This is a genomic window from Aquimarina agarilytica ZC1 (genome assembly GCF_000255455.1).
GTDB lineage: Bacteria > Bacteroidota > Bacteroidia > Flavobacteriales > Flavobacteriaceae > Aquimarina > Aquimarina agarilytica.
In genome coordinates this window covers 76,227-89,776 of the sequence record NZ_JH621246.1, presented here as the reverse complement: position 1 = coordinate 89,776, position 13,550 = coordinate 76,227, and the positions used below count along the sequence as shown (strand labels likewise).

At 34.4% G+C, this 13,550-nt stretch carries 10 protein-coding genes; all 10 read left to right on the top strand.

The annotated features are described in order from the left end of the window. Window positions 1–19: 19 nt before the first annotated feature. Window positions 20–709, top strand: coding sequence for a hypothetical protein (locus tag KQA_RS0200400; RefSeq protein ID WP_010177190.1), 690 nt, complete (start codon window positions 20–22; stop codon window positions 707–709). A 17-nt stretch (window positions 710–726) separates the two neighbouring features. Beyond that, entirely contained in the window at window positions 727–2,874 is a 2,148-nt protein-coding gene (locus KQA_RS19350) for an eCIS core domain-containing protein (RefSeq protein ID WP_010177189.1), read from the top strand. Between the two features lie 12 nt (window positions 2,875–2,886). Next, window positions 2,887–6,480 carry an eCIS core domain-containing protein gene (locus KQA_RS0200390; RefSeq protein WP_010177188.1) on the top strand — a complete coding sequence of 1,198 codons (3,594 nt, stop codon included), beginning with the start codon at window positions 2,887–2,889 and terminating at the stop codon, window positions 6,478–6,480. 4 nt (window positions 6,481–6,484) lie between these two features. Then, window positions 6,485–7,612: a hypothetical protein gene (locus KQA_RS0200385; protein WP_010177187.1), complete on the top strand. Its 1,128-nt coding sequence runs from the start codon at window positions 6,485–6,487 to the stop codon at window positions 7,610–7,612. 208 nt (window positions 7,613–7,820) lie between these two features. After that, window positions 7,821–9,236, top strand: a complete 1,416-nt coding sequence (locus KQA_RS0200380; protein ID WP_010177186.1) for a vanadium-dependent haloperoxidase — start codon at window positions 7,821–7,823, stop codon at window positions 9,234–9,236. A gap of 95 nt (window positions 9,237–9,331) precedes the next feature. Beyond that, window positions 9,332–10,096, top strand: a complete 765-nt coding sequence (locus KQA_RS0200375; RefSeq protein ID WP_010177185.1) for a ParA family protein — start codon at window positions 9,332–9,334, stop codon at window positions 10,094–10,096. Window positions 10,097–10,131: 35 nt separating this feature from the next. After that, window positions 10,132–10,956 (top strand): eCIS core domain-containing protein, encoded by an 825-nt coding sequence (locus KQA_RS0200370; protein WP_010177184.1) that lies wholly within the window; start codon window positions 10,132–10,134, stop codon window positions 10,954–10,956. 92 nt (window positions 10,957–11,048) lie between these two features. Further along, window positions 11,049–11,306, top strand: coding sequence for a hypothetical protein (locus KQA_RS0200365; RefSeq protein WP_010177182.1), 258 nt, complete (start codon window positions 11,049–11,051; stop codon window positions 11,304–11,306). A 5-nt stretch (window positions 11,307–11,311) separates the two neighbouring features. Beyond that, on the top strand, window positions 11,312–12,625 hold the full coding sequence (locus KQA_RS0200360) for an ATP-binding protein (RefSeq protein WP_010177181.1): 1,314 nt from the start codon (window positions 11,312–11,314) through the stop codon (window positions 12,623–12,625). A gap of 98 nt (window positions 12,626–12,723) precedes the next feature. Then, the gene (locus KQA_RS0200355) at window positions 12,724–13,305 is read left to right on the top strand and encodes a carboxymuconolactone decarboxylase family protein (RefSeq protein WP_010177180.1); all 582 of its coding nucleotides are present in this window, start codon (window positions 12,724–12,726) and stop codon (window positions 13,303–13,305) included. The last annotated feature ends 245 nt before the right edge of the window (window positions 13,306–13,550 follow it).

Sequence of the window (13,550 nt, the reverse complement as noted above, 5' to 3'; positions counted from 1 at the left end):
GGAATCATAATAAGAAAACATGAAGGACTTACTTGATAATTTAGATTTATTTGAAATTGTGCTACTATTTTTAGGAGCCTTTTTGTTTCTGCTATTGTGCGGAGCTTTGGTGTATTTTATTGTTAAAAAAGAAGAAATAAAAAAGTTATTGTGGTTTTTTCCTATTCCTATAATCATGATGGGGTACCCAAGCATAAAAGAGATTAGTGTTAGTATTAAGGAAATTAAAATTGAAAAAGAGAGAGTCGCCTTAAAGGAGCAGGCCGATAATGTAATTACGCACCCCGATGATACGATAGCTCAAAAAGAATTGATGGTATTGGCTGAAGAATTAGAAAAAAAAGCTTCTTCTACAGAGGATTACAAGTTAGTAGCCGAAACTTATTTATTGCTAGGAAAAACAGATAAGGCTATTAATTTAACTAATAGAGCAGTAAAGGATAAGCAAGCCGCTTTAGAAGAATTGAAAATTTTAGAAACAACGAGTACGGATAGTTTGGTTTTAGAAAATAAAAAAGAAGAATTAATGAAGATGCAGACTATTCAAGATATAAAAGAGATTGCCGAAACTCAAAAAGAGATTAGTAAAAACCCATCCGCAATTAAGGATACGGTGGTCTTAAAACAAAAAATAAGTAGAGTGAATTGGGAAAACCCAAAGAGTGGGCAGTTTTTAAGGAAAAGAATGAATACAGTGATCAAAAAGTAGAAAAATAATAGGTGTAATTGGAAGTAGTTAATACAATACATAAAAAGAGTACTACCGCAACGAATACAGTTCAAACAAAGCGGCAACCTTTCTTTACTAAAGAAGGGCAAGGGGATTTTTTTGCTAACCCAAATAAAAATACGACTCCTTTTTTTTATTCAAACACTAGTATTCAACCCAAGCTTACTATTGGTCAGCCAAATGATAAATATGAAATAGAAGCAGATGCTATGGCCGATAAAGTGATTCAGCGTTTAAATGATTCCAATAATAAGGATAATTCGGTTAATGGTGATAGTTTTAAACTATGGCAAAAAAAATCAGTAGTCCAAAAAAAATGCAATCATTGTGAACAAAAAGAAAAACTACAAAAGAAAGAAGAAATAAATGTACAACGTAAACCAATTTTTGAAAGTACTATAGAAAAAGAGACTGCTGTTCAAACTAAATTAGATGGCATGGTACAACCCAAATGTACAGCCTGTGAACAAGAAGAAAAATTACAGTTAAAAGAGACACAATCATTAGATTCTACTCCTAATTTACAACATAGTTTAGAGTCAAGTAAAGGAAAAGGAAACAGCTTACCTCTAGGGGTGCAATCAAGTATGGGAAGTGCTTTTAGTGCTGATTTTGATAAGGTGAAAGTACACACAGGAAGCGATGCAATTCAAATGAATAAAGAGTTAGGAGCTCAAGCATTTACTCATGGAAATGATATTTATTTTAATCAAGGGAAATATGATACCAGTTCAAATACAGGACAGCATTTATTAGCACATGAGTTAACGCATACCATTCAGCAAGGGAGCTCGAAAAGTATTCAACGAAAAAGTTATGATACCAAAGCCGATTGTGAAACAGAAACAAGTACTAGTATAAAAGCGGATAAGGATACGGTAGCTAAAGATGCTATGAAATTAAAAATATCCAAATCCATAAATGGGGATCCATGTGCCTGTCTTATTGTTATTCATAATGATGAACAGAATGCTATGTTGACAGCCAATTTATTGCATAAATATTGTTCCTACAATTTGATTTTATTAGATAATAAAAGTTGGAAGGATCGAAAGATTATTTTACCTAACCAGGGGTGTTCAAAAATAAAATGGGGGAAAGATAAAGGGAAATACCAATCTAACTCACATGACCCTAATTCGCTGTTTCCAAAAGATATTGCTCAGAAATATTTATATGATCCTGGAGATAAGGGGATTAATAAGGATTTAAAAAAACTAGAAAATTCAAAGAAAAAGGATGAGATAGAAACCTATACTCAAATGCAGTTTTTTAGAACAGTAAAGGAAGGTTCAAAAAGCTTTGCATTACCAGTAATAGCCCTACACAATAATTCTATAGATGATACTGAACTTTATAGGAATTCCTCTAGATCCAAATCCAGTTTTAAAGGATTGGATATTGACAAAACAGATGAAAAAAAAGGAGCAACGGAACTTGATAAGTTGAAAGAAAAATTAGAAAAAAAATTTAATGCTAAAACTGCAGGGCAATTAAATAAAAAAGGAAAAACAAATATTTACCGTTGGTGTTTTTCTAATGATTTAGTGAAGTGCCATATAGGTTTACCATCTGATCCAGATAAAGTGGTGTGGGTGACCAATGAAACAGATTTTGATAAAATGAAGAAAGAAAAAATCAATGTTGTTTTGGAATCCTCGAAATTAAAAAGTAGTAAAAGTGAATCTGCAGGAGATTTATCAACGCTATTTGTCATACTTGAAAAAAAAATAGTGGAAAAATCAGCTAAAGAAAAAGAAGAAGGATTAAATGATTTAGAAAAAAGAACCAAAGAAATTAGAATGCTTTTAAAAGGTATGGGGAACATAAATAGCATGTCTGATTTAGGTGCATTACCAATTGATTTGATGCTTTCAATTTCAAAATCCATTGGAATAGTATTTAGGGCCTTGGGTTTGTCAGCAACTTTGGCTGGCAGAAAATCGGAAATAAATAATTTACGATACATAAATATAGAAACCCCCATAGATAAAATTAAAGATCAAACAGATGCAGGCAGAATAGAAAGTTATGAATATATAGCTGAAGCGCTCGAGGCAGTAGGGCTACACTGTTGTGGAAAAGACAAAAAAGCTTCTAAAGTGAATGATGCGAATATAAAAAAAGAATTAAAGGTTGAATGACATAGAAAAAAATTGAAAGTAGCAGAAATATCACATAAGAGTACTACCGCAACAAATACAGTTCAAACAAAGCGGCAACCTTTCTTTACTAAAGAAGGGCAAGGTGATTTTTTTGCTACATCTAATGCGATTTCAACGCCTTTTTTTAGGTCAACTACAATTCAACCAAAACTCAAAATAGGAAAGCCAAATGATAAGTACGAGGTGGAAGCCGATGCCATGGCCGATAAAGTGGTACAACGTCTTAGTAATCCAACCTCCCAAGATAGAATTGCTTCTTCATCAACACCCACAGTACAAGCAAAGTGTAATCATTGCGATCAGGAAGAAAAACTACAGAAAAAAGAAGATGAACTTTCTGAAACCGATACCGAGCTACAACAAAAATCCATTTTTGAAAGTAATGGAGAGCAACCTGATGCCGATGTGCAAACCAAGCGATTAGTTAGATCTATCATACAGCCATCTTTAACTACAGAAGCATCGGAAGATGAGTTTCAACAAAAAGAGGACGAAGTCTCTGAAACGGATGAAGAATTGCAAAGAGTAACCATGACTGATGGAGGTTCACCTTCTGATGAAGAAGAGCCGGTACAACTTAAAATGGGTAGTGATAGCCTACAGAAACAAGAAGAGGCAAAATCTAATGAAGATGAGGTACGACCCAAGTTGATGCTAAAGAAAACCGAAGAAAAACCTCCCGAAGAAGAAGAGCCGGTGCAACTTAAAATAATTAGTGATGGACTCCAAAAACAAGAAGATACTAATGGTGAAAATGATGCTGATGAGACAGCCTCATCGGAATTACAATCAAAATTAAACGCTTCTAAAGGTAGTGGTAGTAGTTTGCCCGATGACACAAGATCTTCGATGGAGTCTGGTTTTGGTGCGGATTTTTCAGGAGTGAAAATTCATACAGGATCGCAGGCTAATAATATGAATAAAGAATTAGGAGCAAGAGCTTTCACTCATGGCAGCGATATTTATTTTAATAAAGGCGAATATAATCCAAGTACGAGTTCAGGACAACATTTATTAGCACATGAACTAACTCATACTGTTCAACAGGGTGCAGCGGTAAGAACTAAACCAAAACAAAGTTATCACAAAACAGCACCTAAGGTACAAGGTGTTTTTGGTAGATTATGGAATGCTGCCAGAAATGTAGGAAGAGCAGCTTGGTCTGGTGTAAGGAGGGTTGGTAGTGCCGTAGTAGAAACCGTATCTAGAGGAGTAGATTGGATTTTAAGTAAAATATCTCCAATTCTAAAACGTATACCCGGGTATACGCTGCTAACTGTAATTTTAGGTAAAGATATTGTTACAGGTAATGCTGTAGAACGCAATGGCCCTAATTTGATCAAAGGTTTTATCGGTTTAATCCCTGGGGGGCATGATCTGTGGATGAAACTGGAAGAATCCCAAATGATCACCAATGCTTTTAGTTGGTTAGAAAGCGAACTTTCTAATCTGGGATTAAGTTGGACGTCAATTAAAAATGCTTTTACAACGGCAGCTTCCTCTTTATCGGTTGGAGATGTATTTAGCTCTATAGATGCTTTTAATACTAAAATCAAACCCATATTTGCTCCAATTTTGGCCAAAATTCTTACCCTAGCAAAAAAGGTAGTTAAAAAAGTAGCAGAATTTGTATTAGAAGGCTTTTTACGTATGGCTGGTCCTATGGGGGCCAAGGTAATGGAGATTTTACGAAAAGCAGGAAATACCTTCTGGACTATTGTAGGAGACCCTATAGCCTTTTTGAATAATTTGATAAGAGCAGTAAAAGGAGGAGTTTTCAAATTTAGAAATAATATTAAAAACCACTTGGTAGGTGGGTTGACAAATTGGTTAACAGGAGCAATGGGGGATTTGCCAATTCAGATTCCTCAAAATTTTGATGTTAAAGGAGTCTTGCATTTGGGACTACAGATTATGGGAGTCACCTGGGACCGCATTCGACAAAAACTAGTAAAACGAGTAGGTGAACCTTTGGTAAAAGCAGCAGAAACAGGGGTAACGATTGTAAAAACATTAATCACTCAAGGACCTATGGGACTTTGGGAGATGCTTAAAGAAAAAGCAGGAGAGATTAAGCAAACCATTATGGGGGGTATTCGCAATTGGGTGATTACCGAATTAGTAAAGCAAGGGATCATAAAAATACTAAGTTTTTTAAACCCCGCAGGTGCATTGGTACAAGCCGCATTAGCTATATACAATGGGGTGATGTTTTTTGTGGAAAATTGGCAACGGATTGCAGATTTTGTAAATTCGATATTCAGCTCTATGGCAAAAATAGCAGCTGGTAACATTAGTGCCGCAGCAGCGTTCATTGAAAAAGCCATGGCTCAGGGCATACCTGTGATTTTAAGTTTTGTAGCCAGGTTATTAAATATAGGGGCTATTGGAAGAGCCATTAAAAAGATCATCCAAAAAATCAGAAAACCTATTGATAAGGTAATTCGCAAAGCAATTGATTTTATTGTAAAGAAAGTAAAGAAGTTATTTGGTAGAGGGAAGAAGAAAAAAGATGGCAATTATACCGAAAAAGACCGCAAGGATGCCAAAAAAGCGATTCCAAAGGTTGAAAAACAAATGGCCAAAGATGGAAAAGTATCTGATGAAGAAGCCAAAAAGACAGCTAGTAGTGCTAAGAAAAAACATCCAGTGATTAAGTCTATTACGCCTGTGCTAAAAAATAAGACCTATGACTATAATGTGATTTTTAGGCAGCAAGATAAGGTTACGACTCCTTTGCCAGCGGAGGAGGAAGATGACACCAAAGTTCCTGTTAAAAAGAATGACAAAGTTAAAGCAAAATATATCAAAGGTATGTTTAAAGCATTAATTAAAAAGGTTGAAAAACCTAAACAAACTAGTAAAGGACTAGTGAAACATGAATTTTCTGCTGATAACTTAAAAAATAAAGTTGTCGAGAATGATTTCCCTAGCTTTAACAAAGCATGGAAAGCTAAGGAAATTATTCCTTATACAGGAGGTGAAGAAATGAGTGATGAAGATAAAATCAAAGTATATAATAGATTTTTTGATGCGGCAAATGTTCCAGGAACGCTTAAAGGGTCGAATCCAGATGCACGCAGGAGGAAAATGAGAGAGTTAATAATTAGTGCTGCAAAAGGCCCCGATGAGACAAGATCAAATAAAGAAACCATTGATGTAATATTAAATAGGGCAGCTGCGATTAACATAGATGACGTGGAAAATACAGGAGGTATTTTAAGTAGTTTAAAAGGAAATATTTATGAAGCATGGAATAGATTATCAGATAACGTATCGGATGAGCATGCTGATGTTTTTGTAGATGATGAGGGAAGAGATAGAAGAGCCGATGCCAATGAGATGAGAGATAAGGAGAATAATGAAAGAACTGGGACAGAAATTGAAATGAAATCGCATAAAGATGCTGGTCCTTCAAGAAGTGATAAGGCTCAGTTTAGGAGATATTTAGATAGAATTAGAAGTGATGAAATAAAAGGGCTTAATTATCATTTTATGAATGAGGATGCCAAAGTGAAATGGAAAAGAGATTTAATAGTCCCTGGAAATCTCAGTGGGAAGGTGAAATTTTTATTAAAAAACTAGTTTAATGGAAGAATATGTGTTCATACATTTTGTGATTAAATTTAAAGATAACAACACGTTGTGGTTTAAAAAAACTAATGTCTTAGAAAGGATTTTAAAACCTATAAAAAAATTATCATTAGTAACTACCCTAAATGATTTTTATGATGATTTTGAAGTTGTAAAAGTAAATAACGATAGCGGTATAGACAACGTATTGAAAATTAAAGATGAAGGATTTTATTCTATAGCCGACAATAGAAAAGAAATCAATAACAAAATTGAATTTTTTATTGATAAAAACATGTTGAATATAGATTTTTTAATCAACCTCAATGGAGATGTGTTACAAAATGAATTAAAAGAATTCGTAATATTAGTGGACGAACTTCATAGTATAGTGCAAAATGATCTTAATTTGTATGCCTTATTCACTCCTATTGAAATACATTCAAAAGCATTAAAATATCCGTTGCCACCAAAAGAAACTTTTGGGCATTTAACTGGTCTTTGTTTTAATAAGAATGATGAAATTTTTCTTAGAAATTTTCCTATTGCGTATCAGTTAATTAAGCATGCTAAAATTCCATCTTCTTTTCAAGTAATAGAACGTGATTATGGTTTTAAGATTGATTTTTTGCCAGAAACAAATGATCCACATGAAGTATTTAAGAATATTATCAAAGGAGAATTATGGTTGAGTAATCTTCTAAATCGTAAAATTGATGAAAATTTTAATGAATTAGGGGATAAAAAAACTGAGCAAAAAGTAGAACATGTTGGGTCCGATTTTGTGGGAACAGATGAGAATGGTGCATATCATTATTACTATGTCGTTTCATTAGATAAAAATAGCGATGTTTCAATTGATAAAAGATGGGATGAGATTAACAGTTTTATCAAAAACCCGGTTGACCCAGAATATAATAACATTATTTATTCTTATATAAACTTGACCATTTTTAAAAGAGAAAACGCAGTGCCTTTATTGGAGAAAACTAAATTATTAGGTATACATAAAATATATTATGTCGAAAATGAAACTGATTTGTCAGAAAAAAATAGAACTAAAATACTTTGGGAAGTTAATCCATTTGGAAACTGGCTTACTGAAGAAGAGGAAGCGCAACTTTTAAGGGAGTTAAAAGGTTAATTATTTTTAATGACATTGAGCGGCTAGTCTACAACTAGTGATGGCAAGAGTAAAAAGAACTTCTGCTTTAAATGGTGTATAACTCTGTAAGTAATAGCAGTACAAAAACACAAGTAGGTGTTTTTAATGATGATAATAATAGTAAGAATGATCGATTATAAAAAATTAGGCGAAGAGGGATATAATAATTAGACAAAAACCAGCACTCATGGCAACAAACAAAAATTACACACCGACCGAAGTCCAAATTTGGAACCGTTTAACCTGCGATGCCATACATTATGTAAACATGTCACCAACGTTAGCTTCTCGCGCCTTAGCAATGGTACATACGGCGATGTATGATGCATGGACTAATTATAATAACAGTGGTGATGAGGTAAGTACTACTACAGGTAGGCGATTACAACGCCCTAGTGCTGAGTGTAATCCTAAAAATAGAGAAATCACCTATAGTCATGCGGCATTTACTGTATTACAAGCCTTGTTTTGGTTGGACTTACCGGCCGAAAAGAAAAATATATTTCGTGATTTTATGTGTACGCTTAATTTTGATCCCGACGATAGAAATTTAGAACCTACAAACCCCGCAGGTTTAGGGAATTTATGTGCTAAGTTGATCATTGATTGCCGGTTAGGCGATTTTGCCAATCAGTATGGTACATTGGAGGATGGTCGGTATGTGGATTTTACGAATTATTGCCCAGTAAATCCACCCATTCCACAGCCACTCAAATACGAAGATCGTTGGCAGCCTTTGTTAATAAATCATAAGCCACAACAATTTTTAACGCCACACTGGGGATTAGTCAAAGCATTTGCTTTGGAATGGGGAGGTGAGTTTAGACCCCCATCGCCTATAACATGTAGCGATAAAGAATATAAGGCACAAGCCGATATGATATTGGAACATAGTGCTTGTTTAACAGATGAACAAAAACTAATAGCCGAGTTTTGGGCGGGGATGCATGAGGATAAATTTGAAGACAGTCCCAAGGATGGCGATTTAAATCGATCAGCAACACCTCCAGAACAATGTTGCCGACAGGCTCGTTATTTGTCAAACAAGTATCATCATAAAAACGCTTTTGATATCAAAATGTTTTTTGTGCTATCCAATGCCTTATTAGATGCAGGTATTGCCGCATGGGATAGTAAAGTAGCCTATGATTATGTACGGCCAATATCAGCCATTCGAGAATTATATCGAGGTAAAACAATCAAAGCATGGGGAGGCCCATGTGAGGGCACAAAAGAAATTGAAGGCGAAAATTGGATTCCATATATTCCAACACCTCCTTTTGCCGAGTATGTGTCGGGGCATAGTACGTTTAGCGCTGCTGCAGAAGAGGTGCTGACCTCATTTTGTAACAAAAGTAGGTATGGAGAATCGGTAACGATTCCCAAGGGAGGTTCTAAAATAGAACCCGGTTGTACACCATGTGAAAATATTACATTAGAATGGAAAGTACTTAAGGATGCGGCAAACGAAGCTGGTATTTCAAGACTTTATGGAGGTATTCATTTTAAAGCAGGAGATATGGAAGGTCGCAGGCTAGGTTATAAAGTAGGTTGCGCAGTTTGGGATAAGGCCAATGAGTATTTTAATGGGAAATTAGGCTAGTAAGTAATTACGTAATGTAGTGCTAAAGTGTTGATTTTTAGCTAAATTGTAGAGAGGTGTCTGGTGGTAAAATTTAATTTGTAGTAGTTTTAGATATGAAAGTAATCTCAGTAGCAAATTTTAAAGGAGGAGTAGGTAAAACTACCACGGTAATCAATCTAGCAGCAGGTTTAAAAAAGCAAGGAAAAAAAGTGTTATTGATTGATGTAGACCCACAAGCCAATCTTTCACAGTCACTAGGCATTACAGATGAAATTGAACAGTCTATTTATACCGTGCTACGTAAAGAAGCCTTTGGAGAGCCTGCAAAATTGATGGATGTAAAACAGGAAGCTTCAGGTTTGGATGTAATACCTGCTTCATTAGATTTAGCTGGTGCCGAATTAGAATTAGCGAGTGTATATGGAAGGGAACAGATATTGGCACAATTAATAAAACCTTTAAAAGGCTATGACTATGTGTTAATAGATTGTCCACCATCAATGGGAATGTTGACTATAAATGCCTTGGTAAGTAGTCATTATGTATTAATACCGCTCCAGGCAGAATTTTTACCTTTAAAAGGAGTGCGAAGTTTTTTGAAGCACCTTGAATTGGTAAAAAAAATGAATAAAAAGATCAAGTTATTAGGTTTTGTATTGACCAAATTTGATCAACGTAAAAAAATGAATCAGCAAGTGAAATTGGAACTCGAAGAAGAATTTTCGCAAAAGATGATTTTTAACACTTTTATACGGAGTAATATTTCGTTAGCCAACGCGCAAGAGCAAGGGAAAGATGTTTTTTCCTATGATAAAAATGCCAATGGAGCTAAAGATTACCAAGCCTTAACGGAAGAATTTTTAGAAAAATTCAAGTAGGTTTACAATTAGTGTAAGAGTAAAAATGAGTAATTATGAAAGCAATATTTTCTAGTAGCAGAAATAAGATTCCTCATAATAATGAAGGAAAAGAGCATAAAGGAACTCCTTTTTTTTCAAAAGAAAGTAGGCAGCCGTTTTTTACTATTCCCAATGGAGGAGCTGTTCAAACAAAATTAACAGTAGGGGAACCAGGAGATAAGTATGAAAAGGAAGCAGATACTATGGCTGATGCCGTGGTGAATAAATCCATTTCTAAACCAGTTATTCAAAATAAAGAAATAAGTTCTATACAACGCGAATCACTCGCCACGCCATTTGAAGATGAAAAGTTGGGGACAGCAGAACAACGTATGGAAGAGGATAAATTGATACAAGAAAAGCCTGAAATACAGCGTATGGAACGTCCTGAAGAAGAAATGCTGAATAAAATGGATAATGAAGAAGAGGAACCTATTCAAAAAATGGGAATGGCAGGAACCGATAAGGATGAGGAATTACAAGCGAAAAGTAATTCAAGTACGCCTAACACTGCTAGTGCAGCTGTAGCGAATAAAATTTCAAGTAAGTCGGGTAAAGGAGAAAGAATGGCAAACCATACTAAGGCTGAAATGGAAGGATCTTTTGGGGTGGATTTTAGTAATGTCAATATACATACAGATCAGGAGTCAGTTTCCTTAAATAAGAAATTGGGCGCACAAGCTTTTACTCATGGGAATGATGTGTATTTTAATTCGGGTAAATACAATCCAGATTCTAGTCAAGGAAAACATTTACTAGCGCATGAATTGACGCATACTATTCAACAAGGAAATATAGTTTTAAAAAAAAGTTTAGTTCCAAAGAAGATCAATAGCTAGGAGGTCAACAAGTTGTGATAACCGTAAGAAAAAGAGTTGTAAGATCTAGAAATCATCGATCTAGCTCATATGGCAGGTGTGTTTCTGGAAGAATGAGAAGACACCTGAGTGGAGGTAGAAGCGCATGTCGTAATGGTGAAAGATATGAAGGTGCAAGAATGAATTTTTTTCAAGTGTTTACATTTTGTGGAGGTTCTCGGGGTGGTTTTCATCAAGGCGATATAAATGAAACTTCTCATGGTTGTATTCACTTAAATAGAAGAGATACAAGATGGTTATGGAATTTAATTGAAAACTATTATCGAACTAGAGGGAATAGATCAAAACATATAAATGTAACTGTAGAATAATAAATATGGATTCGATAGAGTTTAACTACTTAAAAGCACTACTAGAATTTCGTTTGGAAAAACATTTCAACCCCGATAATGAAATTTCTATACCTAATATACCTCCCGCAGAAAAATGGTCCATTCAATTGCCAAAGGAGTTAAAAAATAGGAGCTTAAGTACAGATGAAAAAACACTACTCCTATTGGCATTAATTCCTCATGTGGATAGTGGTTTTTTAGATAGCATAATTCAAAACAAGTTACAGTCTACAGGTGACTTTCCCCAATTAGGAGGTGTGAGAGGAAAAAATTTCAGGGGTTTTTTACCCACAGGTGAAACCGCACTTTTTCTATTAGCCGGAACTGATTTTGAGCAAAGAAAGGAAGTGTATGAATTGTTTAGTTCGAATCATTTTTTTGTAAAAAATCAAATTTTATGGTTGGATGATGCGCCAAATAATGAGCCTAAAATGAGTGGGAAATTGGTCTTATCCTCAGAATATGTAGAGCTTTTTTTATTAGGAAAAGTAAGTAAGCCAAGCTTTAGTATGAAATTTCCTGCCCAAGTGATAGAAACTGAAATGGAATGGGAAGATTTAGTGTTAAACGAAGAAACAAATCAACAAATACAGGAGTTACAAACGTGGATTACTCATGGTGATACCTTGTTAAATGAATGGGGGATGTCCAAAAAAATAAAACCGGGTTATAGAGTCTTATTTCACGGTCCTCCAGGAACAGGGAAAACGCTGACCGCAAATTTGTTAGGGAAATATACAGGGAAAGATGTCTATAAAATTGATCTTTCCATGGTAGTTTCTAAGTTTATAGGAGAAACAGAAAAGAATTTAGCAAACCTACTCGCTAAAGCAGAAAAAACTGAAAACATTCTCTTTTTTGATGAAGCAGATGCATTATTTGGAAAAAGAACCAATGTGAGAGATGCTCATGATAAATATGCGAATCAAGAAGTATCTTATTTATTACAGCGCATTGAAGGCTATAAAGGACTGGTTATTTTAAGTTCGAATTTGAAAAGTAATATTGATGAAGCTTTTGTGCGCCGTTTTCAGTCGATTATTCATTTTTCTTTGCCTAAACCTTCTGAGAGATTATTGATATGGCAAAAGGCTTTTCCTAAAAAAATAGGATTACACCATGAGGTAGATGTGTTGCAATTAGCTCAAAAGTATGATTTGTCTGGAGCAGAAATAATGAATATTGTACAGTATGCATGTTTGTGTACATTAGGCAATAACAATAAAAAAATTCATTTGTTAGATATAATTAATGGAATACAACGTGAATATCAAAAAGGAGGTAGAATAATGAGGTGATTGTGAACTATTTTTTTAAAATCAAGTTAAAATAGTTAAAAGTGATTTAAATACTGTGTATATTATGAGTTATACACCAATCAAAAAGCATTATACTCATGAAAAATATTTCAAGTCTTATCGAAGATCCAGAATTAACTCCGGATCTTGAAAAAACCTATCAAGAAGTTAAAGAAAATTTAAATGCACCTTTTGTGCCTAATTTTTTTAAAATTTGGGGGCATGCACCAGTAGCTTTGCAAGGGATATTACCGGTAATGAAGCATATATTAGGAAGTGGTGAATTAGATCGGAAACTCAAAGAAATGATTATGATAGCTGTTTCTTCGGGAAATGAATGTAATTATTGTCAAACGGCTCATCATGCTTTCTGTACAATGCTTGGCGGAACACAAGAGCAGATCGATTTATTAAAAGCACAGCAAACACTCAATGGGTCTGGAAGTCCAAAGGAGAGAGAAGCTATTGATTTTGCAGTACGAGTAGCAAAATCACCAAATTCAACAAGTGAAGAGGATTTTAAAAAATTAGGAGCTTTGGGCTATTCAACGGGAGAAATAATGGAATTAATTGCAATGGCGGGTATGGCTGTCTTTTATAATTTAATTGCCGATGCCTCCGGAGTTAAATTAGATAAAGAGTTTTTAGAAATGTCTAGAAATAAAGAAGCTCATAAATAACGATGCCCTTTTTAGGGCATATTAGATATTTTATAAGTAAACTGAATTGAAAAATAATGGTTTTTTTATTAAGGAATATGTTAGTTTATAGACTAACAGATTGAATTTAAAACCTGAATTATGAAATCATATACAAACAATTCCAAGACTTACAGTAAAAAAGAATTAAGAGCATCAGTAAATAAATTAATGAACTCTAGAGCTGTTAGAGACAAAATTATCCAAAAATTAGAGTTCAATATTGT